This window comes from Selenomonas sputigena ATCC 35185 (assembly GCF_000208405.1).
In the GTDB taxonomy this organism is placed as follows: domain Bacteria; phylum Bacillota; class Negativicutes; order Selenomonadales; family Selenomonadaceae; genus Selenomonas; species Selenomonas sputigena.
Window position 1 is genome coordinate 583,739 of the sequence record NC_015437.1, and the last position, 25,588, is coordinate 609,326.

General features: G+C 55.3%; 20 protein-coding genes. 17 read left to right on the top strand and 3 right to left on the bottom strand.

Features of this window, described 5'->3' with window-relative positions:
* Positions 1-134 precede the first annotated feature (134 nt).
* The 6 genes from rpsB to SELSP_RS02590 all read left to right on the top strand — a co-directional run bounded on the left by rpsB (position 135) and on the right by SELSP_RS02590 (position 3,611).
* Complete coding sequence (rpsB, locus tag SELSP_RS02565; RefSeq protein ID WP_013740604.1) at positions 135-857, top strand: 30S ribosomal protein S2; 723 nt, start codon at positions 135-137, stop codon at positions 855-857.
* Positions 844-1,719 carry a translation elongation factor Ts gene (tsf, locus tag SELSP_RS02570; protein WP_006193496.1) on the top strand — a complete coding sequence of 292 codons (876 nt, stop codon included), beginning with the start codon at positions 844-846 and terminating at the stop codon, positions 1,717-1,719. Before rpsB ends, tsf begins: the two co-directional genes overlap by 14 nt.
* 228 nt (positions 1,720-1,947) lie before the next feature.
* Positions 1,948-2,676: a UMP kinase gene (pyrH, locus tag SELSP_RS02575; RefSeq protein ID WP_006193494.1), complete on the top strand. Its 729-nt coding sequence runs from the start codon at positions 1,948-1,950 to the stop codon at positions 2,674-2,676.
* Positions 2,673-3,230 carry a ribosome recycling factor gene (frr, locus tag SELSP_RS02580; RefSeq protein ID WP_006193492.1) on the top strand — a complete coding sequence of 186 codons (558 nt, stop codon included), beginning with the start codon at positions 2,673-2,675 and terminating at the stop codon, positions 3,228-3,230. Before pyrH ends, frr begins: the two co-directional genes overlap by 4 nt.
* A complete protein-coding gene (locus SELSP_RS02585) occupies positions 3,230-3,457 on the top strand; it encodes a PASTA domain-containing protein (RefSeq protein ID WP_006193491.1) in 228 nt (75 codons plus the stop codon). The genes frr and SELSP_RS02585 overlap by 1 nt, the downstream gene beginning before the upstream one ends.
* Positions 3,441-3,611 carry a DUF362 domain-containing protein gene (locus SELSP_RS02590; RefSeq protein ID WP_006193490.1) on the top strand — a complete coding sequence of 57 codons (171 nt, stop codon included), beginning with the start codon at positions 3,441-3,443 and terminating at the stop codon, positions 3,609-3,611. The genes SELSP_RS02585 and SELSP_RS02590 overlap by 17 nt, the downstream gene beginning before the upstream one ends.
* 68 nt (positions 3,612-3,679) lie before the next feature.
* Here SELSP_RS02590 and purF read toward each other — a convergent pair whose 3' ends face one another.
* Positions 3,680-5,101 carry an amidophosphoribosyltransferase gene (gene purF, locus SELSP_RS02595; RefSeq protein WP_006193489.1) on the bottom strand — a complete coding sequence of 474 codons (1,422 nt, stop codon included), beginning with the start codon at positions 5,099-5,101 and terminating at the stop codon, positions 3,680-3,682.
* A gap of 327 nt (positions 5,102-5,428) precedes the next feature.
* On the opposite strand from purF, the gene SELSP_RS02600 reads away from it, so the two are divergent.
* Positions 5,429-7,069 carry a ShlB/FhaC/HecB family hemolysin secretion/activation protein gene (locus SELSP_RS02600; RefSeq protein ID WP_006193486.1) on the top strand — a complete coding sequence of 547 codons (1,641 nt, stop codon included), beginning with the start codon at positions 5,429-5,431 and terminating at the stop codon, positions 7,067-7,069.
* A gap of 307 nt (positions 7,070-7,376) precedes the next feature.
* Here the strand turns inward: SELSP_RS02600 and SELSP_RS02605 are convergent, their stop codons facing one another.
* A complete protein-coding gene (locus tag SELSP_RS02605; RefSeq protein WP_006193484.1) occupies positions 7,377-7,631 on the bottom strand; it encodes an AbrB/MazE/SpoVT family DNA-binding domain-containing protein in 255 nt (84 codons plus the stop codon).
* 409 nt (positions 7,632-8,040) lie between these two features.
* On the opposite strand from SELSP_RS02605, the gene metG reads away from it, so the two are divergent.
* From metG to SELSP_RS02620, 3 genes are all read left to right on the top strand, one after another.
* Positions 8,041-10,008, top strand: coding sequence for a methionine--tRNA ligase (metG, locus tag SELSP_RS02610; protein ID WP_013740605.1), 1,968 nt, complete (start codon positions 8,041-8,043; stop codon positions 10,006-10,008).
* Positions 10,008-10,778, top strand: coding sequence for a TatD family hydrolase (locus tag SELSP_RS02615; RefSeq protein WP_006193482.1), 771 nt, complete (start codon positions 10,008-10,010; stop codon positions 10,776-10,778). Before metG ends, SELSP_RS02615 begins: the two co-directional genes overlap by 1 nt.
* 209 nt (positions 10,779-10,987) lie before the next feature.
* The gene (locus SELSP_RS02620; RefSeq protein ID WP_006193481.1) at positions 10,988-11,722 is read left to right on the top strand and encodes a G5 and 3D domain-containing protein; all 735 of its coding nucleotides are present in this window, start codon (positions 10,988-10,990) and stop codon (positions 11,720-11,722) included.
* A gap of 96 nt (positions 11,723-11,818) precedes the next feature.
* Here the strand turns inward: SELSP_RS02620 and SELSP_RS02625 are convergent, their stop codons facing one another.
* Complete coding sequence (locus SELSP_RS02625; protein WP_006193480.1) at positions 11,819-12,235, bottom strand: hypothetical protein; 417 nt, start codon at positions 12,233-12,235, stop codon at positions 11,819-11,821.
* Between the two features lie 227 nt (positions 12,236-12,462).
* Here SELSP_RS02625 and SELSP_RS02630 point away from each other — a divergent pair, with 227 nt between their 5' ends.
* The 7 genes from SELSP_RS02630 (at position 12,463) to SELSP_RS02665 (ending at position 25,532) form a co-directional block, all read left to right on the top strand.
* Positions 12,463-13,809 carry an amino acid permease gene (locus tag SELSP_RS02630; RefSeq protein WP_006193478.1) on the top strand — a complete coding sequence of 449 codons (1,347 nt, stop codon included), beginning with the start codon at positions 12,463-12,465 and terminating at the stop codon, positions 13,807-13,809.
* Between the two features lie 290 nt (positions 13,810-14,099).
* Positions 14,100-16,016, top strand: coding sequence for a glycosyltransferase (locus tag SELSP_RS12565; RefSeq protein WP_006193476.1), 1,917 nt, complete (start codon positions 14,100-14,102; stop codon positions 16,014-16,016).
* 112 nt (positions 16,017-16,128) lie between these two features.
* Complete coding sequence (locus SELSP_RS02640; RefSeq protein WP_006193475.1) at positions 16,129-18,294, top strand: glycosyltransferase; 2,166 nt, start codon at positions 16,129-16,131, stop codon at positions 18,292-18,294.
* A complete protein-coding gene (locus SELSP_RS02645; RefSeq protein WP_006193473.1) occupies positions 18,284-21,256 on the top strand; it encodes a glycosyltransferase in 2,973 nt (990 codons plus the stop codon). Before SELSP_RS02640 ends, SELSP_RS02645 begins: the two co-directional genes overlap by 11 nt.
* 106 nt (positions 21,257-21,362) lie before the next feature.
* The gene (rfbF, locus tag SELSP_RS02650) at positions 21,363-22,136 is read left to right on the top strand and encodes a glucose-1-phosphate cytidylyltransferase (protein WP_013740607.1); all 774 of its coding nucleotides are present in this window, start codon (positions 21,363-21,365) and stop codon (positions 22,134-22,136) included.
* Positions 22,137-22,171: 35 nt separating this feature from the next.
* Positions 22,172-24,316, top strand: coding sequence for a glycosyltransferase (locus SELSP_RS02655; RefSeq protein WP_006193471.1), 2,145 nt, complete (start codon positions 22,172-22,174; stop codon positions 24,314-24,316).
* A gap of 256 nt (positions 24,317-24,572) precedes the next feature.
* Entirely contained in the window at positions 24,573-25,532 is a 960-nt protein-coding gene (locus SELSP_RS02665) for an FkbM family methyltransferase (protein ID WP_013740608.1), read from the top strand.
* Positions 25,533-25,588: the final 56 nt, after the last annotated feature.

Here is a 25,588-nt window from a genome sequence, read left to right on the forward strand (position 1 = left end):
TTTTCCACCCCATCTATGCTAAAATTTTTCACGGTGTCTATATAACGCACGCGCACTGACGTCTGCCCTGTGCTCCCTTGAGAGTGGTGCAGAGGATGAGGGGCGCGGAGGAAAAAACAGGAGGTGCACCAATTATGGCAGTAGTTTCTATGAAACAACTTTTGGAGGCCGGTGTCCATTTCGGACATCAGACCCGCCGTTGGAATCCGAAGATGGCGAAATACATCTTCACGGAGAGGAACGGCATCTACATCATTGATTTGCAGAAGACCGTGCGCAAGGTTGACGAGGCGTACAACTTCCTTCGCAGCTTGGCGGAAGAGGGCAAGAGCGTTCTCTTCGTCGGCACGAAGAAGCAGGCGCAGGACGCTGTGAAGGAAGAGGCGACGAAGGCTGAGATGTTCTATGTCAACGAGCGTTGGCTCGGCGGCATGCTGACGAACTATCAGACGATCCAGAAGCGCATCCGCCGCTTGAAGGATCTTGAGCGCATGGAAGAGGACGGCACGTTTGACGTCCTGACGAAGAAGGAAGTCCTGCAGCTGCGTCATGAGATGACGAAGCTGGAGAAGTTCCTCGGCGGCATCAAGGAGATGAACCGTCTGCCGGGCGCACTCTTTGTCGTTGACCCGCGCAAGGAGCGCATCGCCGTCGCTGAGGCAAAAAAACTCAACATCCCCATCGTCGCAATCGTTGATACGAACTGCGATCCCGATGAGATCGACTATGTGATTCCGGGCAACGACGATGCGATCCGTGCCGTCCGCCTTTTGACGAGCGCGATGGCGAGCGCCATCGTCGAGGGTCGTCAGGGTCAGGCAGGTGCAGGCGAGGAGGCGCAAGATGGCAAAGATTGACGCAAAGATGGTCAAGGAGCTGCGCGAGCGTACGGGCGCAGGCATGATGGACTGCAAGAAGGCGCTGACGGAGACCGACGGCGACATGGACAAGGCGATCGACTACCTGCGCGAGAAGGGCATTGCGAAGGCTGAGAAGAAGGCCGGCCGCATCGCGTCCGAGGGCGTCGTCGCAGCTTACGTTGCGGACGATGCGAAGGTCGCGGCGCTCGTCGAGATCAACTGCGAGACGGACTTTGTCGCCGTTACGGAGAAGTTCCACGAGCTTTGCGACAAGATCGCCAAGCACATCGCAGAGACGAATCCTGCCGACGTGGATGCCTTGAATGCGAGCACGCTTGAAGGCAAGACGGTGGCGGAAATCGTCACGGAAGCCGTCGCGAGCATCGGCGAGAAGATTTCGCTGCGCCGCTTCGAGCGCTATGAGAACGCTTCGGGCCGCATTGCAAGCTACATCCACATGGGCGGCAAGATCGGCGTGCTCGTCGACCTTTCGGGCGGCACGGCGGAGATTGGCAAGGACGTCGCCATGCACATTGCAGCGTCTGCGCCGACGGCGATCGACCGTTCGGGCGTGAAGGCGGAAGACCTTGAGCACGAGAAGGAAGTCCTGCGTGCGCAGGCTCTCGAAGAGGGCAAGCCCGAAAAGATCGTGGAGCGCATGGTCGAGGGTCGCATCAACAAGTTCTATCAGGAAGTCTGCCTGCTGGAGCAGCCCTTCGTCAAGGATCCGGACAAGAAAGTTCAGGAAATTCTCGGCGATGTCAAGGTCGAGCGCTTCGTTCGCTTCGAACTGGGCGAGGGTCTTGAGAAGAAGTCGGAGGACTTCGCGGCTGAGGTCGCTGCTCAGATCAAGGGCTAAGAGATTTGAAATAAGAAAAGCTGCTGCATGGCGATGGATGGAAAATGTTTCTGTGCGGCAGCTTTTTCCTGCCATTTTCAGGAAGTTGTCTCGCAAATGCACAACACCTTAGGAAGCTCTAACGGCAGGACGATTTTCTGCAAAGCGAAGAGGATTATTTCCGGCTTCGTCGAATAGGGAAGAGAAGCAACGAGATGGGAAGATACTTCTGCAAGGGGGACGTTCATTTTGGATATTGCCAGCTACAAGCGTGTCGTTTTGAAACTCAGCGGTGAATCTCTCGCAGGAGATCAGGGCTTCGGCATCGACCTGCCGACCGTCGACGCCATTGCGGCCGAGGTCAAGAAGGTGCGCGAGCACGGCATTGATGTCGCCGTCGTCGTTGGCGGCGGCAATATCTGGCGCGGCCTTGCGGGAAGCGACAAGGGAATGGATCGGGCGCAGGCGGATTACATGGGAATGCTCGCGACCGTCATGAATTCGCTCGCCTTGCAAAGCTCTTTGGAGAACATCGACGTCGATACGCGCGTGCAGAGCGCCATCGAGATGCGTCAGATCGCTGAGCCGTACATTCGCCGCAAGGCCGTGCGTCACCTCGAAAAGGGACGCGTCGTGATCCTGGCGGCGGGTACGGGAAATCCGTATTTCTCGACGGATACGACCGCGGCTCTTCGCGCCGCCGAGATCGAGGCGGACGTCATCCTCATGGCGAAGAAGGGCGTCGACGGCGTCTACGACTCCGACCCGCGTAAGAACCCTGCAGCAAAGAGGTTCACGCGTCTTGCGTACATTGAAGTTCTGCAGCGCGGCCTCGCCGTCATGGACTCGACGGCGACGAGTCTCTGCATGGACAACAAGATTCCCATTGTCGTATTCAATATTGACAAGCATGAGAATATCCTCAAGGCTGCGGTCGGCGAGGATATCGGCACGATTGTAGGGGGAGAGGAAGCATGATCAAGGATATTTTCCATGCGCAGGAAGAGCGCATGAAGAAAACGCTCGAAGCGCTGCGCCGCGATTTTGGTTCGCTGCGCGCCGGACGCGCAACCCCTGCGCTCCTCGATCGCGTGATGGTCGACTACTACGGACAGCCCACGCCTGTGAGCCAGGTCGCGGCGATCGCCGTGCCCGAGCCGCGCATGCTCATGATCACGCCCTGGGAGAAGACGATCCTGCACGACATCGAGAAGGCGATCATGAAGTCCGATCTCGGGCTTACGCCGAATTCCGACGGCACGGCGGTACGGCTCTCCATTCCGCAGCTCACGCAGGAGCGCCGCACGGAACTCGTGAAGTCGCTGAACAAGAAGACGGAGGATGCGAAGGTCGCGATCCGCAACATTCGCCGCGATGCGAATGAGCAGATGAAGAAGCTCGAAAAGGCGAAGGAAATCACCGAGGACGATGCGAAGAAGGGCCAGGACGACATGCAGAAGCTTGTCGACAAGTATATCAAGGCCGTGGATGATGCACGCGTCGTCAAGGAAAAGGAAATCATGGAAGTCTGATGGAAGAAGTCGATGTTTTGGGCATTCCCTGGCAGGAGGCGAAAGAGCGTCTTGAGGCGCTCGGATTCCTCTATGAGGTGGAGTGGACACGTCCCACACGAGATTTTTTTCCGATAGATGAGCAGTCTCCCTATGTCGTGCGGCAGAGGCGAGAAGGCGATAAGATAAAGCTCGTGCTTGCAGCGCGGCTGCGAAAGGAGGTGTCCTGTCATGGCTTACAAGATTAGCGAAGAGTGCATTTCGTGCGGCTCGTGCGCCGGTACCTGTCCCGTCGAGGCGATCTCGGAGGGTGAGTCCCAGTACGTGATCGACGAAGAGAAGTGCATTGAGTGCGGTGCGTGTGCGGAAGGCTGTCCCGTCTCCGCGATTTCCGCGCCCTGATGCGCCGAACGCATGAAAAAACCGCTGCCTGGCAGCGGTTTTTTTGTGCGCTTTCGAGGGAGGATTCCTCAGCCTTCGCTTTCGGAGAGCTTCTTCTCGAAGCGGTCTTTGTTCGTATTCTTCGGGATGCTCGTCGGATAATCGCCGCTGAAGCAGGCGTCGCAGCATGGGATGTTGCCGGCGAGTGCGGGCAGCGATTCGATCGGCAGGTAGCCGAGGGTGTCGGCGCCAACGATCTTCGTGATTTCCTCAAGCGTGTGGTGCGCGGCGACGAGGTGATCGGCAGAGTCGATGTCCGTGCCGTAATAGCAGGGATGGAGAAACGGCGGTGCGGAGATGCGCAGGTGGATCTCCTTCGCACCCGCCTTGCGGATGAGGTCGGTGATGCGCTTGCTCGTCGTGCCGCGCACGATGGAGTCGTCGATGAGCACGACCCTTTTGCCGTAGACGGTTTCGGCGATGGGATTGAGCTTGATGCGCACCTTGTCGACGCGGTTTTCCTGCCCAGGTGCGATGAAGGTGCGGCCGATGTACTTGTTCTTGATGAGCCCGATGCCGTAGGGGATGCCCGAGGCGCGGCTGTAGCCGAGCGCCGCGTCGAGTCCCGAGTCGGGTACGCCGATGACGACGTCGGCGTCGACGGGATGCTTGGCGGCTAGGATCTCGCCGGCACGCGTCCTTGCCGCGTGGATGGAAACGCCGTCGATGATGGAGTCGGGACGTGCGAAGTAGATGTACTCGAAGACACACGATTTTCTAGGCTTCGTATGACAGTGTTCCAAGCGGCTCGTCATGCCGTCCTTCGTGAAGACGAGGATCTCGCCGGGCAAGAGGTCGCGCTCGAACTCGGCGCCGACGGCGCTCAGCGCACAGCTCTCGGAGGCGACGATCCAGGTGCCGTCGGGCATCTTGCCGTAGCAAAGCGGACGGAAGCCCTGCGGGTCGCGCACGGCGACGAGCTTGGCACTCGACATCAGACACAGTGAATAAGCGCCTTCGAGGCGGTTCATCGTCTGACTGACCGCATCTTCGATGGAGGGAGTCTTGAGCCGTGCCTGCGTGATGAGGTAGGCGATGATCTCTGTGTCGATCGTCGTGTGGAAGATTGCACCCGCGAGTTCGAGCTTGTCGCGCAGGACATCGGCGTTGCTGAGGTTGCCGTTGTGTGCGAGCGCCAGCTTGCCCTTCTGGTGGTTGATGGCGAGCGGCTGACAGTTGCGGCGGCTCGTCGCTCCCGTCGTGCCGTAGCGCACATGGCCGACGGCCATCGTGCCCTCGGGGAAGCGCGAGAGGATTTCGCGCGAAAAGACGTCGTTGACGAGTCCGAGATCCTTGTGCGAGGAAAAGACGCCGTCGTCGTTCACGGTGATGCCGCAGCTCTCCTGGCCGCGGTGCTGCAGCGCGTAGAGTCCGTAATACGTCATCGCGGCGACGTTCGCCGGCTCGGGGGAAAATGCGCCGAATACGCCGCATTCTTCATGTATGCTCATTCCTGTGCCTCCTGCTTGGGGGAAACTTCTTTTTCCCCTACATCGTACACCATGAGAAAAGTCATGTCAATGGAACGACTGTATACAAAATACGCAGAAGGATATGCATGGATGGCAGCGGATTAAAATTCCGCGCGAGGCACAATAAATGCTTCTGGGGGAAGGATTTCAAAAGGGGCATGTCGAAAAAGAAAAAAAGCTAGGCTATGTCTGATGGATTGGCTTTTCCTGCAAACGGGTGGGCATACGTCCGACAGATTCCTATTTTAGGAGGAAGACTGCACGAAGCAGCATATCCATAAATTTAGAGCAAGGGAGATCATTGGCATGAAAAACAAGCTGCACCATACTTTGACGAGGGCGGTGCTCTTGGGGCTTCTCGCGAGCACGGCGGCGGTGCCGGCGTATGCCGCGTCTTCGCTTTCAAAGCCCGGGCAGGACATCGAAGGGACGCTGCCTAGGGTAGAGGCGGGCGTCGAGAACAACATGAAGAAGAATACGGCAACGAACGAAGTGAAGTTCCTCGTGAAGAACATCCAGCTCGACGTCGAGGACGAGATCAAGTTCAACAACGCCGAAGTTCGCGACATTCTCTTAGCGCGCATCGGCAAGGAGACGACGCTCGCGGGACTCAACGACCTGCAGGATCAGATCACAGCGTACTGCCGCAGCCATGGCTATCCGGCTGCTGCCGCCTACCTGCCCGCACAGGAGTCTGAGGACGGCAATGTCATCATCAAGGTCATCCCCGGCCGTTACGGTGATGTGAAGCTCGACAACAAGAGCCGATTCAAGGATGCAGCGGCGCAGGGCTTCCTTGCGGGGCTAAGGAAGGGCGAGATCATCCGCACGAAGGATCTCGAAACGGCGCTTTACACGATCAGCGACTTCAGCGGCGCGCGCGCCGTCGGCACGCTCAGCGCGGGAAAATCGTTCGGGACGAGCGATGTGACCGTGCATATCGAGGACGGCAAGCCCTCTTCGAGCATCGTCTACGCAGAGAACTACGGCGGCGAGTCCACAGGACGCTATCGCTACGGCGCACAGCATTCGATCTACAACGTCGACGGCATGGGATCGAAGGTCAATGTCGGCGCTTTGATTTCCAACAAGTCGCTGCACAACTACTATGTGAACTACGAAGCGCTCGTCGGGCACGGCGGCACGTCGCTCGGCATCGGCTACAGCCGCATGGACTATGAGGTCAGCGGCCCGCTGAAGCGTCTGGGAGCACACGGCACGGCGGACACGATCAGCATCTACGGCAGCCGTCCGGTATACCATACGACGGATGAGAAGCTCGCCCTTACCTACGGCTACGATTACCGCAGGCTCAAAGACGATATGGATGCTTTCGGCGCTCAGGCGGCCAGCGAGAAGCACTCGCACGGTATCCATGCCGGTGTCGAAGGTTTTTGGCGCGACCGCAAGAACGGCCTTTCGCTGAATTACAATTTCGTGCTGACGGCGGGCAAGGTTTCGGCGGATTCGTGGTATGCCAAGAGATTGGCGCAAAGTGCGGGCACGGACGGCGGCTTCACGAAGGTGGAAGCCAAGGTTACAGCCGTACAGTCGCTCGGCAAGCAGGCGGATGTCATGGTAAAGCTGTCGGGGCAGATGGCGTCGAAGAATCTCGACAGTTCCGAGCAGATGTATCTGGGCGGCGCCAATGCCGTACGCGCCTATCCGCAGGGTACGGGAACAGGTGACAAGGGGATACTCGGTACGGTTGAGTTCCGCTACTACACCGATGTGCCGGGGCTCGTCGCGAGCACCTACTTCGATGCCGGCCGCAGTTCCTTCGATGGCGACACGACGACGCTCAAGGGATGGGGTCTCGGACTCGCCTACAATGCGCCCGACTGGTTTGCTCGCGTCGACTATGCGCGCCGCATCGGCCTTCCTCGCGGCGAAAAATCGAACATGGATCGCGGCCGCTTCTGGTTCCTTGCGGGCAAGATCTGGTAATGGCGGGAATATCGTCGTGCTCAAGAGTTTTACCATGAAACCCCAAGAGGTCAAGCCCGAAGGGCGCAGACTGATTGGCTAGGTTTCTGTAAGGGCGGCGTACAATGTCCACAAAGTGGACGTTTGTGCGTGTAGTTTGCAGTTTTCTCATGCTGCATGCTGTCTTGGATAAGGAAAGAGGGGCTGTGCATGAATCGGATCTGATTCATGCACAGCCCCTTCGGCTTAGGAAATCATGTATTCGCGTCGGATGATGCAGTTCGAACGCGACGTCTTGCCGTTCGGTGCTGCGTTCGATGGAGGGGGCCTATACGGCTTCCTTTTTCATATCCATCGCGCACTTTTTGCAGACGTTGCGCCCCTTGAAGAGCGACACGTCGTCTACACTGCCGCAGAAGATGCACGTGCAGGTTGGCTCGTACTTTCTGAGCACGATGCGATCCTCATCGGTGTAGATCTCCAAGGCATCGCGCTCTGCGATGCCGAGCGTGCGGCGCAGCTCGATCGGTATGACGACACGACCGAGTTCGTCAACTTTTCTGACGATTCCTGTGGCTTTCATAGCTATCTCCTCCTTAGAAGCAGGCCAGCCAACTGCGGGGAAATAGTCATTCAACGTGCAAAAGCAGAGTTGAGTGATTATTACAGGTTTACAGTATTTACATGAAGAAACATTTTTTGACTTAAAATGTATACTTTTTCCTTTGCTTACAGTATAGCATTTTCAAGAGAATGTTTCAAGTGAAATAATTAAGAAGAAATAATAAATCCATGCCAGAAGGATACTGTACTTTTGATAGAGGACATAGCGAGAGTGAAGGTGCTTTGAAGCTGAATCTTCAAGGAAGGGTTGAATGTATCGGCGCTTTCTCAATGCTTGGAGCTTGAAAATCTTGCATAGGAGAACAAATTTATTCTATAATAGGGAAGATATATAAATGCGGCATCATGCCGTTGAGGAGGCTTTTTTGATGACAAGGAAATCATTCTACATAACGACGCCGATCTACTACCCGAGCGCGAAGCTGCATATCGGGCACGCGTACTGCACGACGATTGCCGATGCTGTCGCGCGCTTCAAGCGGCTGACCGATCACGATGTGTTCTTTCTCACGGGAAGCGATGAGCACGGGCAGAAGATCCAGCAGAAGGCAGAGGAGGAGGGTGTGACGCCCATCGCCTACGTCGACAAGATCGTTGCGGGATTTCAGGGACTTTGGCAGAAGCTCCACATCTCGAACGACGATTTTATCCGCACGACCGAGGAGCGCCACCAGCGCGTCGTGCAGGAGGTCTTCCGCCGCATCTACGAGAAGGGCGACATCTACAAGGGCAAGTACAAGGGGCTTTACTGCACGCCGTGCGAGAGCTATTGGACGGAGCGCCAGCTCGCGGACGGCAAGTGCCCCGACTGTGGGCGCGAGGTGGCGGAGGTCGAGGAAGACGCCTATTTCTTCAAGATGTCGCACTATGCCGACCGCGTCCTCGCATACATCGAGGAGAATCCCGACTTCATACAGCCCGTCTCAAGGCGCAACGAGATGATCAACTTCATCAAGCAGGGGCTTGAAGATCTGTGCATCTCGCGCACGTCGTTCGACTGGGGCATCCCCGTGCCGATCGCACCCGATCATGTCATCTACGTTTGGTTCGACGCTCTGACGAATTACCTGACGCCGATCGGCTTCTTGGACGATCCCGAGAAATTTGAGAAGTATTGGCCGGCCGACGTTCACCTCGTCGGCAAGGAGATCGTGCGCTTCCATTCGATCATCTGGCCGTGCATCCTCATGGCGCTCGATCTGCCGCTGCCGAAGATGGTATACGGCCACGGTTGGCTGATCGTAGACGGCGACAAGATGTCGAAGTCGAAGGGCAACGTCGTCGATCCCGTGCAGCTCATCGACGAGTTCGGCGCTGACGCCATCCGCTACTTCCTGCTGCGCGAGATCAACCTCGGGCAGGATGGCAATTTCTCGCGCGACGCTCTCATTACGCGCATCAATGCCGACCTTGCGAATGACCTTGGCAACCTCCTGCACCGCACGCTGAACATGATCGGCAAGTTCCAAGACGGCGTCGTGGAAGAGGCGCGGGGAGAGAGCGAGATCGACCGCGCCTTCCTTGCGGACGCGGAAAGTGCAATCGCTGCCTACGAGCGCGAGATGGAGGAGATGAAGCTGCAGAGCGCCATCAAGACGACGTGGGCGTTCATCAGCCGCGCGAACAAGTACATCGACGAGACGATGCCGTGGGCGCTTGCCAAGGATGCTGCTGCGAAGAAGCAGGAACTGACGAATACGCTCTACAATCTCGCCGAGAGCCTGCGCCGCATCAGCGTACTCATCGAGCCGTTCATGCCCGAGACGGCGGCGAAGATCTGGCATCAGCTCGGCATGGAGGGAGACTTCTCTCGCGTGCGTTTTGCCGATGTGCGCACGTGGGGCGGCTTCCTAGCGGGAACGCATGTGGGAAGCCCCGAGCAGCTTTTCCCGCGCATCGAGATTGAGGCGGAGGAAAAGCCTACGGTGCAGGGGAAGAAAGGCTCTGCCGTAAAGTCCCAAGGGGCGCAGAAAAAGCAGGGGAAAGCAGAAAAGACGAACGTTGCTGCGCCTGCGGACGGCGTCATCACGATTGACGATTTCAACCGCGTCGATCTGCGCGTCGCTGAGATTCGGAAGGCGGAGCGCGTGCCCGATACGGCGAAGCTTATGCGCCTTACCGTGAGCCTCGGCGCGGAGGAGCGCGAGGTCGTTTCGGGCATCGCCGAGTTCTATGCGGCAGACGAGCTTGTCGGCAGGAAGGTTGTTCTCGTCGCGAACTTGAAGCCCGCGAAGATTCGCGGTATCCGCTCGCACGGCATGATCTTGTGCACGACGGACGAGAGCGGACTGCACCTCGTCGAGCCTGCCGCATCCGCAGGGAGCAAGGTGAAGTGATGGAGCTCATCGATTCGCACGCGCATCTCGACGGTGAGAAGTTCGCGGATGATCGCGCCGCCGTCGTTGAGCGTGCACTGGCAGCTGGCGTCGTGAAGATCATCACGATGGGCGACAGTCTCGAATCCTCGGCGCGGAGCGTCGCGCTCACGGAGGAGTTTGAGTCGGTCTATGCGGCGGTCGGCATCCATCCCGAGGAGGTGGAGCCGATGACGGCGGCGACGGACGACCGGCTTGCCGCATGGGCGGCGCAGGAGAAGGTCGTCGCCATCGGCGAGATCGGGCTCGACTATTATTGGGAGAAGGACGAGGAGAAGCGTGCGCTGCAGCGTGCGATCTTCGTGCGCCAGCTCGATCTCGCGCGTCAGCTCAGGCTGCCCGTCTGCATCCACGACCGCGAGGCACACGGCGACATGATGAAGATCCTCAAGACGGAGGGCAGAGGGCTTCGCGGCGTGCTGCACTGCTACTCGGGAAGCTGGGAGATGGCGGCGGAGCTCTTGAAGGGCGACTGGTATTTCGGCATCGATGGGCCTTTGACGTACAAGAACGCCGCGAAGCTGCCCGAGATCGTGCAGCGCCTGCCGGCGGAGCGCATTCTCGTTGAGACAGATTCCCCCTACCTTTCTCCCATGCCGTTTCGCGGCAAACGCAACGAGCCTGCCCATGTACTCTACGTCGCCAAGAAGGCGGCGGAACTGCGCGGCGAGAGCCTTGAAGCCTTCGCACGGGCGACGCGCGAGAATACGCGCGATCTGTACGGGATTTGAGAGAAAATTTGATTTAATATGACACAAAGAAAGAAGTGGTGAAAGCCTGTCGCAAAAGGGCTTTCACCACTTCTCTTTTCCCTAAATATGGTGGTTAATTCTGTCAAAGTGGGGCATATCTTGACAAAGGGGGAAAAAGGTGCTAGAATGAGCCTGTCGTTAGATTTCTAAGGGGGGATTGAATGACTTTAAGGAAACTAGCACTTTGCATGGTGTTGATCCTCGGAGTCGTATTCACGACAGGTTTTACGGACGCGATGCGCAATGTCAGCATCGTCGTCGACGGCAAGACTTTGGAGGTAAGCACCCGATACTCAAGCCCGGAACTGATTTTGCATCAGGCAGGCGTTGAGATTAGGCACAAGGATGAGTTTCAGTTAAAGAAATCGGACAAAGAAGAAAAAATTATTGTGCAACGTGCCGTGCCGGTCGTCATTGAGTTTGAAGGCGACAGGCAGAAGGTTTATACGACCCGCAGCAATGTGGGCGAGGTGCTCAAGGACTACGGATACGTCGGCGACCGCTTCTCGGCGGAGCTGGACGGGGCAACACGACTTGAAAAGAATCTCAACATCAAGATACACGATTTGGTCGCAGAAAAAGAAAGAGAAGAAGCAGCAAGACGTGCCCAGTCTGTAGAAACATCGCGCGGCGCTATGCGCTATGTGCGTGAGTACGATATGGAAGCGACGGCCTACCTGCCGACCGACGGCGGCGGCAATGGCATCACGGCTTCCGGTATGCTCGCAGAGCGGGGCGTCGTAGCTGTGGATACGGACGTGATTCCCTTGGGAACACGCCTCTACATCCCGGGCTACGGTGTGGCCATCGCAGGGGACACGGGCGGCGCCATCAATGGCGAGCGCATCGACCTGTGTATGGAATCCTACGGTGAGGCGATGGAATTCGGCCGCCGTTGGGTCAAGGTTTATGTCTTGGAATAACGACATAGAAAGAGGACTGTACGCGAAAGCGGCAGTCCTCTTTTCGTATGTGCGTCGCCTATGAAAACAAAACGTATGGCGTGCGCCTTCGCGCGGTCAGAGCTTTTCGATATACGGCTCCTCGTGGAAGGCTTCGGCGTGCTGTATGAGGCCCTTGAGGCGTTCGATGTTCTTCTTGTGCAGCACGATGGCGAACTCGATGCGCGTCCTCTCCTCGTCCGTGAAGTCGCCCGTTTCGTGCGATTCCTCGATGCGCTTCAAACGCTCCTCGACGTCGGCAAGCTCGTCGGCGAGGAGCTTTCGGTCGTGCATGGCAAGCCCGTAGACAGAGCGCAGCCCCTGGCGCACCTCGTGCGCATAGCCCGCCTCGTGCGTGACGGATTCCAGCTCCTTGGCGATCTCATAGATGATGTCATAGGGACTGGCGGCGCTGTTGATCATGCCGAGCATCTTCATCTTGATGTTCTCAAAGAGCGTGTAGTCGATGTTTTCGTGGTGGATTTCTTCTGCCATAGTTGCCTCTCCTTCCTCACTTCGGACTTCCCTAGTATAGCATCATTCCGTTTTTGTTTACAGAGCAGGATGCACAGTCTATAATAAAAAGAGCAATTTTTCTATGAAAGTCCAAGACGTCAAACTCGAAGGGTGCAGACGGATTGGGTAACTTTTGTTGAGAGCGGCGCACGTTTGTTCACAAAGTGGATGTTTGTGCGTGTAGTTTTTTGAGGTGATATGATACCATGCAGAAACAAAAAGAAATGCGGCGCGGTCTGCAGAATCGTCATCTGCAGATGATCGCGCTCGGCGGCGCCATCGGCACGGGGCTTTTCTACGGCTCGGCGTCGACGATCAAGCTTGCGGGACCTTCCGTCATGCTCGCCTATCTGACGGGCGGCGTCGTCATCTTTCTCATCATGCGCATGCTTGGCGAGATGGCGGTCGAGGAGCCGGTGTCCGGCTCCTTCAGTCACTACGCCGCGAAGTATTGGGGCGCTTTCCCGGGCTTCCTCTCGGGCTGGAACTACTGGTTCAACTACGTCATCGTCAGCATGGCGGAGCTTTCCGTCATCGGCATCTACATGAACTACTGGCTGCCCGATCTGCCGCAGTGGCTCTCGGCGCTCGTCACGCTCGTCGTCATCACGGCGCTGAACCTCGCGGCTGTCAAGGCCTATGGCGAGATGGAATTCTGGCTTGCCATCGTCAAGGTCGCCGCCATCGTCTCGATGATCGTCCTCGGGCTGTACCTCGTCTTTTCACGCCCTGAGACATTTCCGATGAACTTCTCCAACCTCTGGGTGCACGACGGCTTCTTTCCGAATGGCGTATGGGGCATGCTGCTCTCGATCACCGTCGTCATGTTTTCCTTCGGCGGCATCGAGCTGATCGGCATCACGGCGGGAGAGGCCGCCGACCCGGATCGTTCGATTCCGCGCGCCATCAATCAGGTCATCTGGCGCATTCTCATCTTTTACGTCGGCGCGATGGCGGTGCTCATGGCGCTTTGGCCGTGGGACGAGGTAGGCATGGAGGCAAGCCCCTTCGTGCAGATCTTTTCGAACGTCGGCATCCCTGCCGCCGCGCACATCCTGAACTTCGTCGTCCTGACCGCTGCGGTATCCGTCTACAACTCGGCGATCTACAGCAACTCACGCATGCTCTACGGACTCGCTGCGGGCGGCGATGCGCCGAAAATTCTCGCGAGTCTGTCGCGTCAGGGCGTGCCCGTCGTCGGCATCCTCATCTCCTCGGGCGTGACGCTTCTCGCCGTACTCCTCAACTACCTGTTCCCCGGACAGGTATTCATGCTCTTTCTCTCCATCGCCATGGCGTCCGTCATCATCAGCTGGGGCACGATCGTCATCACGCATTTGAAATTCCGTCGCCTCTATGCGAGAGAGGGACGCAGGGCGAAATTCCGTGCCCCCTTCTTTCCCGTTGTCAACTACATCTGCCTAGCGTTCCTCATCATGATGTACGCCCTCATGACGCAGATACCCGACATGCAGTTTGCCGTCCTCGTCCTGCCCGTTTGGCTCTTCGTTCTGTGGCTCGGCTATCGCAGGAAGAAGCGCGGTATTTCCTAGAAAAAATTGGTTTTTATCGCGTGTTTATGATATGATGAGAGAAAATGCTGAGGAGAGAAACATGCGCCAGAAGACGAGCGCCCGTGAGTTGGAATCGGCTCTCCTCTATCTCATATACGGCAACGAGCAGCAGGGGAAGTGAGGGACTTTACGGTCAGGCATAGGGCGCAGAAGAGCGACGCTCTCGTGTGCAAGGAGCAGGAGACACGTTTCAGCCTTTGCCTGCAATCCTTGCACAGCACGAGACTATGGGAGATGGATAAGGACGCGAAAGACGTGGTGACCGGAAAATGATAAAGAATATTGAGGTGCAGAGCTTTTCTCCGACAGAGCGAAGGATCTTTGAAGATGAGAGTGAGAAGAACAGGCTTGTGACGATAGGGGCGCGTTCGTATCTGGTAGGCGCCAGCATGGAATATGGAAATTGTGACTGCCACGTTCTGATCGGCAGATATTGCGCTTTGGGACATCGGCTTGTTTTCGAGATGGGACTCAATCACGATTATCGCTGCGTCACGACATATCCTTTCGATGATATGCTGCAGATCGATGGGGATACCTTGAATCTTGCCAAGGGAGTCAATCGCAATCAGATCGTCATCGGCAACGATGTTTGGATTGGCTGCGATGTGATGCTGATGGGCGGCGTGCGCATTGGCAACGGCGCCGTCATTGGAGCGGGGGCTGTCGTGGCGAAGGATGTGCCGCCCTACGCCGTCGTCGTGGGGAATCCGGCGCGCGTCATCAAGTATCGATTTCCGCAGGAAATCATCGACAAGCTGCAGAAGATCAAGTGGTGGAACTGGCCCGATGAAAAAATCTTGTCCTTGCTGTCGGAACTAAAGGATGTGCGCCGCTTTGTCGATAAGTTTGCCGAGGGTGTGCAAGAGGAGACCCGAGATGCGGAATTGACGGCCTCGATGAAGGAACTGCAGGCACAAGGATATGCGATTTACTATTGCATCGCTGACGTTGATATGCCGGATCGGGTCTGGCAAAGGGTGTTTGAGAATTATTTGAAGGCCTATCGTCATGAGGATAAGACAGCCTTGCTGTTCGGCATACGGGAAGGACAGGAGACAACGGCTGCGCTATCGTACATGCAGGAGACGTTGGAAGCGGCAGGAGATGAGGCGCCGCTCGTTCTGACACATCCGTTGGAAGAGCGACTTTCTGTCCCGGTGCTGCGGCAGGTAGATTGTCTCATCACGACGAAGGCGGGGATCTCTTCTGAGGCCGTCGATCATGCAGGCGATGCGGGGATTCGGATCGCCTACGGTATGGACGAGCAGGAGATGGTCTTCCCTCCCAGAAAACTGTTGACGATTGCCTTCATCACCTACAATCGCAGACAGTATCTTGCAGAATCACTGCCGCGCGTACTGGCTCAGGTCGGGAATCTTGCGCAAGTCGAAGTTCTCGTCTCGGACAATGCTTCGACCGATGACACACGAGCATTCGTTCAAGAGATGCAGAAGATGTACAAGGAGCTTCGCTATCACTGCAACGAGAAGAATGTCGGTGCGGAAGGGAACATCCATCGAGCCATGCAGGCGAGCCGCGGCGAATATGTTCTCATCGCGGGCGATGACGATTATTTCTGTGACGGCGCGCTGCATGTCCTGCTTGATACGATCAAAAAGAATCGCGGGGATGCACTTTTCTATATGGCGCAGAATCCGATGCCGATGCATGTGCACCGTGGTGCGGGCGCTTTGGAATACATCGCTAGGCTCAATTACGCCATGACGTGGCTGACTGCTGTCGTCATGCGGCGAGACCTTTATCTTGGCATAGAAGAACCGCAGAAGTATGATGATACGCGTATGCCGCAGGTGTACCTCCAGTTGGAGATACTCAAGCAGATGGCAGAGTTCACGATCATCGAGGGACAATTTTTTGCTGAAGGGACGGGAAACCACGAACCTGCCGGCTACAATTTCGCCGAGGTATTCATCAAGAATTACCTCGACATCCTGACGTCATGTGTCGATATTCCGCCTGAGCAGATGACGAGGGAGAAGAAGCGGCTGATGGAGCAGATGATTTTTCCTTGGTGTGAGAAAATCAAGAAGGAAAGACTCGACCTCTCGTTGGCAGGAATCTTCGAAATCGTGCGTGATTATTATGGGAACGAACCGTACTATGCACAGGTCGTTTCCATCTTGAAAGACAGGGTGTTGAAATCGTCCGACCATGAAGATTAGCGGATGGGGGAGTCGCCTGCGCTTCTGTGACAGAGAAGTTGGAAATAGCGGAAGCCTTGGTGATGTCTCCGCAGATCATCCCTGACGTGATGTATGAGAAAGGATTTCTTCCATGAATGGAAAGAAGATTGCCGTCCTTGTGCGCAAAAGTCATCCGGCAAAGTACGCGCAATGCATAGCCGCCCTGCATAAAATAAAATGGCCGCAAGATCATGCGGCAGAGGTCTTCACGCTCTCTGCGGGAGAACCGTATGCAAGACAGGTGAATGCTGTCTTGAAGGAAACAGATGCCAGGGTCAAGATTTATATCGACGACGATCTGCGTCTTGTGTTTCCGCAGGCGATCGAAGAAATCCTGACGATCTTTCAAGACGGAAGCATCGGCATGGTCGGTTTCCTCGGCAGCCGGTCGCTTCCTGTGAGCGGAAATCTCATGGAATCGCCGTATGTATGCGGCGCCGTGTATGTTCCGTCAGAGAAGGGCCTTCAAGAGGCTCGTTTCGGCAGTGCTGCGGTTGGGGAATGTCAGGCTGTCCGCTTCCTTGCGCCTTCATTTTTTGCGACGCAGGGCGACTTTTCGTGGGATGAGGATTACAAGAATCAATATTATGCCGTGCTCGCATATAGCAGGCGCTTTGAGCAGCAGGAGAAGCGCATCGTTGTGCCGACCGTAGAGAAGCCGTGGTGCGCTTACCAGGGGCGACACATTTCCTTCGATGCTGACGAGGGGGATCGCAAGAGGTTCTTTGCCGTGCATCATGCTTATCTGACGGATGATGTGTCGCCTGACAGGCAGATGCTCTACGCGTGCGGCGAGGATTCTGCCGTCGAAGGCTGGCAGAACTTTTCCCTGCCGGAGGCGATCTCCATCGGTGCGCACACGAAGATTCACAAGACGGCGCTGTGCCGCGCGGAGCAGGCGGAGTTTGCAGGTGTCCCACGCATCGTCGTCGGAGATGCATGTGCGGTGGATGCGTACAGCATGTTGACGGCGGCTTCTGGCATCGTGCTCGAAAACTTTGTGACGCTGGCGCCGAATGTGCATCTCGTGGATTTCGTGCAGCGAGGCGGGGCTGTCGGCCTTGCCGTGCGCGGCCGCAGCAGCGTCTCGGAGGTGCGCGGCATACGCATCGGCTATGGGACGCGTCTGGAGGAGAATGTCGTCGTCCGAGGTGCCGTGCAGATCGGACGCGGCTGCATCGTGCGGGCGGGTTCCGTCGTTCGGACCGACATCCCCGATTACTGCGTGGCGGAAGGGAATCCCGCGCACGTCGTGCAGGCATTTTCTTCGAAAGAAGGACGTTGGCTTCCGGTAAATTGTGTTGAGGATCTGGCGGCTCTTTTGGCTGAACGGGAAAAGACGCCGCCGATGCTGACGTACGCCATCATCACGTATAATCGCAGTCGCTTCCTCGCCAAATCACTAGAGAGCGTCCTGCAGCAGGCGGGCAATGATGCGCTGGTCGAGGTGCTCGTCTCGGACAATGCTTCTACAGATGATACGCGGAGTTTAGTGGAGGGGTTGCAGAAGAGATACCGGAATCTGCGCTATCACTGCAATGAGCAGAATATCGGCGCGGAGGGGAATGTTCATGTCGCCATGCGCGAGAGCCGGGGAGAATATGTCATCGTGGCGGGGGACGACGATTACCTGGTGGATGGCACGCTGTATTCGTTGATAGATCTCATGTATCAGTATCGCGGCTATGCGCTCTTCTACCGCGTATGGTCAGACGATCCTTCGGCCAAGAAGGTCTATACGGGGAGCGGCTGCCTGAACTACCTAGCGCTCCTTCGCTGCGGCATCACATGGTTGAGCACTATCGCCATGCGGCGCGAATTGTACGACGCCATCGAAGAGCCGCACAAATATGATGCAACGCGCCTGCCGCAGGTGTATCTGCAGATGGAGATCTTGAAGCAGAAGCCGGAATTCGCCATTCTCGAAGAGGATGTATTCACGGCAGAAACCGGAGATCATTTTACGACGGGATTCGATGTTGCAGAGGTTTTCATACAGAATTATCTGCATATCCTGCAGGAGACAGCAGCGCCGTCCCCCGAGCAGATGAGTCTGGAGAAAAAGAAGGTCATGGAGCGTGTCATCTATCCGTGGTGTTGGAAGATCAAAGCGGGATATTCCACGCTGTCTTTGGAAAAGCTGTTCGACATCGTAGAGAGATATTATAGAGACGAGGCGTTCTACCCGGAAATCCTTGCAAAACTCAAGGAAATCTTGGGCGGGAATCCGTCGGGAAGGGGAAGTCATGCGTCATAAGACGAGCATCATCATCCTGAGCTATAACACGTTGGAGCTTTTGCAGCTCTGCGTCAACAGTATACGCGAATATACCGAGGCGGGAACGTATGAGATCATCGTTGTAGAGAATGCCTCGAAGGACGGCTCTGCCGAGTGGCTCAGGGAGCAGATGGATCTCCGCTGCATTTACAACGAGGAAAACCAAGGCTTCCCGAAGGGCTGCAACCAAGGACTTTCGATCGCGGAAGGGACAGAATTGCTGCTATTGAACAGCGATGTCATCGTCACGAAGAACTGGCTGGAGAACCTCTGCCGTGCCCTTTACAGCGCCCCGGAGGTCGGTGCGGTGAGCTGCGTCACGAACTGCTGCTCCAACAACCAGCAGATCGAGACGTCCTACGAAAATGTGGAGGATATGCAGGCGTTCGCTGCGACATACAATGTATCGGATCCTGCACGCTGGGAAAGGAAGACGACGCTCGTAGGATTTTGCTTTCTCTTCAAGCGGGAAGTGTTCGACAAGGTGGGTTTTCTTGACGAGCAGTTCAGTCCCGGCAACTTCGAGGATGATGATTATTCCCTGCGCATTCTGCAGCAAGGATGGGATCTCCTCCTCTGCCATGACACATTTATTCATCATTTCGGACATGCAAGCTTCTCGAAAGGATATGGCGACCAAGAGGTGGCGGAAAAAGTCCGGCGTTCCAATGCGTTGCTCCGGCGCAACGGTGCCTTGTTCCAGCAGAAATGGCACATCCCTTCGACATACAAGATCATGGATGTGGAAGAGCTTCGCCGTCTGCTGCAGCATCCTGCGGAGGCGGTCGGGACGGTGCAGGAAAGCCGCCTGCCGAGGGAGAAGAAGATTGCAGTGATCGTGCGCAAGAGCAGCGAGGAATGGTATGGATGCTGCATGGAATCTCTTGAGAGGATGGAGTGGCCGCAAGGGTATGCAGTGGAGGTATTCACGCTGGATGCGGCAAAGCCCTATGCGGCACAGGTCAATGAAATCTTGACGGGAACGGATGCCAAGGTCAAGATCTACATCAACGATGAAATGTGTCTGATTCATCCGCAGGTGATCGAGGATCTGCTGACGATCTTCCAAGACGAAAGCATCGGTATGGCCGGCATCCTAGGGAGTCAGTCGCTTCCCGTTAACGGGGATCTCATGGATTCGCCGTATAAGCGCGGCGCTGTCTATGTGCCGTCAAAAGAGAGCTTCTCTGAGCAGCGCTTTGAAGGCACGAGGGGAAAGGCCGAAGATGTTCGCGGAATTCTGCCCTTCTTCTTTGCGACGCAAAGAGATATTCCATGGGATGAATCCTATGAAAAGCAGTATTACGCCGTGCTCGATCATTGCCGCGCGATGGAGGAGGCCGGCATGCGCATCGTCGTTCCCTTGCCTGAAGACATCTGGTGCGTCTGCCAGCTGGAAAGTATCTTTTTCGATAACTCCGATGTCGATCGCAAAAAGTTTTTTGGGAAATATCATGCATACATTGATCGCACAGACGCGCAGGAGCGCAGTACCCTCTATGCGTGCGGCGAGGGAAGCGAGGTTCCCTCGTGGCAGAGATTCTCCCGTCCTGAAGGAATCTCTATCGGTGTGGCGACACAGATCCATGAGACGGCGTTCCTGCGTCTCTCTATGCCGAACTTCGAAGGAAAGCCGCGCATTGTCCTCGGCGATCATTGTAAGATTGGTGCAGGCAGCACGCTCACGGCAATGCAGCGCATCGAATTTGGAAACAGTGTGAGTGTGGCAGAGAATGTTCACATCAAGGACTACGTCTACGATGACAGTGGAATCGGCCTCTTGCCCAAAGACTGCGCTATTGTCACGAAAGAAGGCGGCATCAAGATTGAGCGAGGCGTGCGCCTAGAAGAGAATGTGTCCATCAAGGGGGCTGTGCGTATCGGGCGCGGCAGCATTGTGAAAGCGGGAAGTACGGTTTGTACGGATATCCCTGCCTATTGCATCGCCGAGGGAAGCCCGGCTCGCATCACCTTCGCCTTCTCGCCGAAAGCGGGGGAGTGGCTGTCCACAGAAAGAACGGAGACGCTGCGGAAGGTGCTCGCAGAAAGGAGGCGGACGACGCCGCTTCTGACCATTGCCTTCATCACGTACAATCGCAGCAGATACTTGAAGAAGTCGCTGCGATGCGTACTGCAGCAGGTCGGCAACGATGATCTCGTGGAGATCCTCGTTTCAGACAATGCTTCGACGGACGATACGCGGGCTTTTGTCGAAGAGATGCAGCGGACGCACAAAAATCTGCGCTATCACTGCAACGAGAAGAACATCGGTGCGGAAGGAAATATCCATGAGGCCATCAAGGCGAGCCGTGGTGAGTATGTGCTCGTCATGGGCGATGATGATTACTTTGTCGATGGCGCCATCCATGTGCTTCTCAGTGGAATCGTCCGATATCGAGGCATCGCAATCTTCTGTTTGGGTCAACAATCGGAAGACCCGCGCTCTGTATGTACGGGGACAGGTCGTTTGCGATATATCGAGGTTGTGAGCTACTTCATGGGGTGGATCAGCTGCATTGTCATGCGGCGCGAACTCTACGATCATATCCGTGAGCCGCATAAGTATGATGATTCGCGTATTCCGCAGGTGTATCTGCAGATGGAGATATTGAAACAGAATCCGGATTTTGCCGTGCTGATCGGTTCCTTCTTCATGGAAAGCGGCGGCGATCATAAGCCGAAGGGCTATAATTTTATCGAGGTCTTCGTTAAGAATTATTTCGATATATTAACGGCATCGGTGGAAATTCCTGCGGCACAGCTTTCTGCAGCAAAGAAGCACGTTTTGGAGCATTCGATTCTCCCCTGGTGCAAACGGATCAAAGAGGAGCAGATCGGCTTGTCTCTCGATGGCATCTTCGACATCATCGAAGAGTATTACGGGAACGAGCCGTACTATGCACAGCTCGTCGAGTTGCTGGGGAAGATTTTACAGGACTGACGGATTGTCGTTCGTGCAGATGATGCGTTGCGATGGATCATTCTGCTATATGCGGGCGAGGAGTGATGACCTCTTCCGCAGTGCTGGCAGCAAAGGAGATGAAGGTTTGAAGACAGTTCTTTTGGCGGGTGGGTTCGGCACGCGCATTACGGAGGAGTCGGAGAGGCGGCCTAAGCCCATGATAGAGATCGGCGGCATGCCGATCCTCTGGCACATCATGAAGGGGTACAGTCATTTCGGCTTCAATGAATTCATTATATGCGCGGGCTACAAGCAGCATATGATCAAGGAGTGGTTCGCTGACTACTTCCTTCATACGTCGGACATCACGTTCGACTTCACGCAGGAGAACCGCATGATCGTGCACAACCAGCATACGGAGCCGTGGAAGGTCACGATCGTCGATACGGGGCTTGAGACTTTGACGGGCGGACGCATCCGGCGCATCCGCAAGTATGTGGAGGATGAAACCTTCATGATGACGTATGGCGACGGTGTGGCAGATGTTGACATCGGTGAACTTGTGCGCTTTCATAAGTCGCACGGCAAGGCGGCGACACTGACGGCGATCATGCAGAAACAGCAGAAGGGCATCCTGGACATTGGCTTTGATAATTCTGTGCATGCCTTTCGAGAGAAGGCGATGGAGGACAGTGCGCCAATCAACGCGGGATACATGGTGCTTGAGCCTTCCGTCTTTGACTTTATCGAGGGTGATTCGACCGTGTTCGAACAGACGCCGATGGCAGAGCTGGCAAAGAGGAACGAGCTGAAGTGCTATCTGCACAAAGGTTTCTGGCAGTGCATGGATACGTTGCGCGAGAAGATCTTGTTGGAAAAGTTGTGGCAAAGCGGCAAAGCGCCTTGGAAGCTCTGGTAAATCACGGGGATGGACGTTTGCAGGAAGGGCATGGTATGAAAAAGGAAAAGAAAGTTGCATTTTTCGTACGCAAGTCGGATGAGGCACTTTACTGCACCTGTTTGGAATCGCTGCAGGCGCTTCATCTGCCCCTAGGATATGAGGCGGAACTCTTTACGTTGACGGCGGAAAAACCGTATGCCGTGCAGGCGAATAAAGCATTGGTTCTTTCCGATGCCAAATACAAGATCTATATCAACGATGATGTGCGTCTTGTCCGATCGCAGTTGATCGAGGAATTGCTGACAGTTTTCAAGGATGCCTCCATCGGTATGGTCGGAGTGCTGGGAAGTCAGTCCCTGCCTCGCGATGGCAATGTGCTGGAATCGGACTACAAGCGAGGCGTTGTCTATGTGCCGACGGGACGAGAACTGTCAGAGATGCGATTCGGAGAAGTTTCGGAAGAAGAGACAGCGGATGTCCGCTTCCTTCTGCCCTCATTTTTTGCAACGCAGATGGATTTGCCGTGGGATGAAGAGTATGAAACACAATATTATGCCTTGCTGGCACAGTGCCGAAGCTTTGAGGAAATCGGAAGTCGGATCGTGACGTCCTTGGCGAAGGAGGCTTGGTGCGCCTATCAGTCACGAGATATCTCCTTCGATGCCGAAGAAGCGGATCACGCGAAATTTTTTGCAAGATATCATCCTTATCTGAATCTTGCAGAGACGGAGGGGGCGCAGGCTGTTTTGTATGCGTGCGGCGAGGGAACGACGCTTCCATCTTGGCGAGATTTTTCCCATCCTGAGGGCATTGTTATCGGACGCGATACACATGTGCATCGGACAGCGAGCTGCGGCCTTGCCCTGTCGAATTTCGCCGGGCGCCCCAAGCTCCTTCTTGGTGATCATTGTACAATTAGTGCCGGCAGCACGATCACGGTGCTTTATGGCATCCGGTTGGAAAACAATGTGACGGTGGCGGAGAACGTCCACATCAAGGACTATGCTTACGATGAGACGGTGATTGGCCTTTCCCTCGAAGCGCAGATGGATTCGAGCGAGGGAGGCGGCATTCAGATTGAAAGCGGCGTGCGGATCGAGGAAGGGGTTCGGATCGAGGGCGCCGTGCAGATCGGACGCGGCAGTTTCATACGGGCGGGCAGCACCGTGTGTGGGAATATCCCTGCTTATTGCATAGCAGCGGGGAGTCCTGCACGCGTCGTCAAAGCATTTTCTTTGAAAGAACGGAAATGGCTTCCTTTGGCGAATGAACAGGTATTGGCACGACTGCTTGCAGAGCGCAAGATAGCAGCGCCGCTTCTGACGTTTGCCATCATTACCTACAACCGCTGTGAATACTTGCGGAAATCTCTGGACTGTGTTTTACGACAGTTGGGAAACGATGATCTGGCGGAAATCCTTGTTTCGGACAATGCATCGACAGATGATACGAAAGATTTTGTCGAAGAGATGCAAAAGACGTACAGGAATCTGCGTTACCATCGCAACGAAATGAATGTCGGTGCGGAAGCAAATATTCACGTGGCTATCGGAAAGAGCCGCGGCGAGTATGTGCTTGTTGCAGGGGATGACGATTATTTTACCGATGGGTCTTTGCTTGCCGTACTCGGAAGGCTTCTCCAACACCGAGGGAGAGCGATCTTTCATCTGAGAAGGGCGCATGAGCCGTATCGCATGCATACAGGAAGCGGAATCGCGGAGTACGTTCATATGGTTGGCTATCATATGACGTGGATTACGAGCACCATCATGCGGCGAGACATTTATGCGCGGATCAAAGAGCCGCAAAAGCATGATGCTACGCGCATTCCTCAGGTATACCTGCAAATGGAGATGCTGAAGCAGGAGCCGGACTTCGCTGTCATTGCGGCGCCTTTCATGCGTTTGGGGTCAGGTGAGCATATGACGTCGGGGTTCAACTTTGTCGAAGTGTTCATCAAGAATTATTTTGATTTGCTCAAAACGGCGGGGGAGATTCCGTCGACGGTTCTGTCAGAAGAAAAAAAGAGACTGATGGAAGAATGCATATATTTTCAATGCGAAAGAATCAAGGCGCAGCAGCTGCAGATTTCCTTGGATGGACTTTTTGATATCGTTCGAGAGTATTATGGCGAGGAGTCGTACTATGAAGAGATCTGCAAGAGACTTGAAGGCGTCCTGAAGGAACGGCAGAGCTGAGTGCGGAAGCGGCGATGCTGCAGGTGATGCCGGCTGAGAAATGGCGTTTGATGAGAGAAGAGATTCTTCCTGCATACGAAAAATCTGACCGAAGGATCAAGCTTTATCTTTCCGAAAAATTTTCGATATTATTGAGGAGTATTATACGAAAGAGCTGTATGGTCCACAGATTGTCGAGAGGCTTTGGAAAATGTCACAGGATGCCTTTGACTGAGCCTGTTGGTGCGCATTTCAAGAAAGAAGGATGACGGATACGATGAAACTGGAAAAGCTCTATGATTTATACGAAGCGGGGAAGGTGTCAAAGCGCCTGTATTGGGAATTGGCGCGCGAGCGGCTCGTGCCTTTGCTTGAGGTGCAGAAGATTATCAAGAAGAATCCTTATTGCAAAAGTGTCGAGATTAGAGAGGACGGCATCGTACTCAAAACACAGGATATCGAACTCTTCTTTGATATGACACAGAACATTTGCCGCGCGGAGACGATCTTCATCGGTACGGAGGGCGAGGAAATTGATTTCATAAGCCGCTTTATCCCCGCTGGCGCGACGATTTTCGACATCGGAGCGAATGTTGGGCGTGTGAGCCTTGGCTTGGCGAAAGCTCATGAGGATTCGACAATTTACGCCTTTGAGCCAGTGGAGGAGACCTTCCACGGCTTGGAGAAGAACCTTCGGCTGAATGGCGAGGAGAAGCATGTAAAAGCCTACCACATGGGCTTTTACAGTGAGAGCGGCGACTTGAAGTTCTTCGTGCCGGCGGCGAACGAGGCGGCGTCGCTGCGCCCCATCACCGATACGTACTACTTCAAGGAAGGAGATCAAGGGCAGGGCGAGTGCCGGGATCGCCTGGAAGAGATCGTCTGCCCCGTCGATACGCTCGATGACTTTGTTGAAAAGCATGATGTCAAGCGTCTCGACTTTATCAAATGTGATACCGAGGGGGCGGAAAAGATGGTCTTTTCGGGAGGAATACATGTTTTTCGCGATTTGCGTCCCGTCGTTTACACGGAGATGCTCAGGAAACATGCGGCACGCTTCGACTATCACCCGAACGAGATCATCGAGATGTTCAAGGGCTGGGGATATGGCTGCTATACGTCTGAGAACGAAAAGCTCATTCCTTTCGAGAAGATGGACGAGTCGACGACAGAGACGAACTTCTTCTTCCTGCATGGAGAGAAGCATCGTGCGCTTTTGGAGAAGTACGGTGACTGAAGAGCGTCAAATGAAGAGCGTCAAATGAGGTCTTGTTCTATAAGATGATGGGAGGG

Coding starts and splice junctions, on each gene's coding strand:
- rpsB (WP_013740604.1), top strand. CDS start 135: ATGGCAGTAGTTTCTATGAAACAACTTTTGGAGGCCGGTGTCCATTTC.
- tsf (WP_006193496.1), top strand. CDS start 844: ATGGCAAAGATTGACGCAAAGATGGTCAAGGAGCTGCGCGAGCGTACG.
- frr (WP_006193492.1), top strand. CDS start 2,673: ATGATCAAGGATATTTTCCATGCGCAGGAAGAGCGCATGAAGAAAACG.
- SELSP_RS02585 (WP_006193491.1), top strand. CDS start 3,230: ATGGAAGAAGTCGATGTTTTGGGCATTCCCTGGCAGGAGGCGAAAGAG.
- SELSP_RS02590 (WP_006193490.1), top strand. CDS start 3,441: ATGGCTTACAAGATTAGCGAAGAGTGCATTTCGTGCGGCTCGTGCGCC.
- purF (WP_006193489.1), bottom strand. CDS start 5,101: ATGAGCATACATGAAGAATGCGGCGTATTCGGCGCATTTTCCCCCGAG.
- SELSP_RS02600 (WP_006193486.1), top strand. CDS start 5,429: ATGAAAAACAAGCTGCACCATACTTTGACGAGGGCGGTGCTCTTGGGG.
- SELSP_RS02605 (WP_006193484.1), bottom strand. CDS start 7,631: ATGAAAGCCACAGGAATCGTCAGAAAAGTTGACGAACTCGGTCGTGTC.
- metG (WP_013740605.1), top strand. CDS start 8,041: ATGACAAGGAAATCATTCTACATAACGACGCCGATCTACTACCCGAGC.
- SELSP_RS02615 (WP_006193482.1), top strand. CDS start 10,008: ATGGAGCTCATCGATTCGCACGCGCATCTCGACGGTGAGAAGTTCGCG.
- SELSP_RS02620 (WP_006193481.1), top strand. CDS start 10,988: ATGGTGTTGATCCTCGGAGTCGTATTCACGACAGGTTTTACGGACGCG.
- SELSP_RS02625 (WP_006193480.1), bottom strand. CDS start 12,235: ATGGCAGAAGAAATCCACCACGAAAACATCGACTACACGCTCTTTGAG.
- SELSP_RS02630 (WP_006193478.1), top strand. CDS start 12,463: ATGCAGAAACAAAAAGAAATGCGGCGCGGTCTGCAGAATCGTCATCTG.
- SELSP_RS12565 (WP_006193476.1), top strand. CDS start 14,100: ATGATAAAGAATATTGAGGTGCAGAGCTTTTCTCCGACAGAGCGAAGG.
- SELSP_RS02640 (WP_006193475.1), top strand. CDS start 16,129: ATGAATGGAAAGAAGATTGCCGTCCTTGTGCGCAAAAGTCATCCGGCA.
- SELSP_RS02645 (WP_006193473.1), top strand. CDS start 18,284: ATGCGTCATAAGACGAGCATCATCATCCTGAGCTATAACACGTTGGAG.
- SELSP_RS02655 (WP_006193471.1), top strand. CDS start 22,172: ATGAAAAAGGAAAAGAAAGTTGCATTTTTCGTACGCAAGTCGGATGAG.
- SELSP_RS02665 (WP_013740608.1), top strand. CDS start 24,573: ATGAAACTGGAAAAGCTCTATGATTTATACGAAGCGGGGAAGGTGTCA.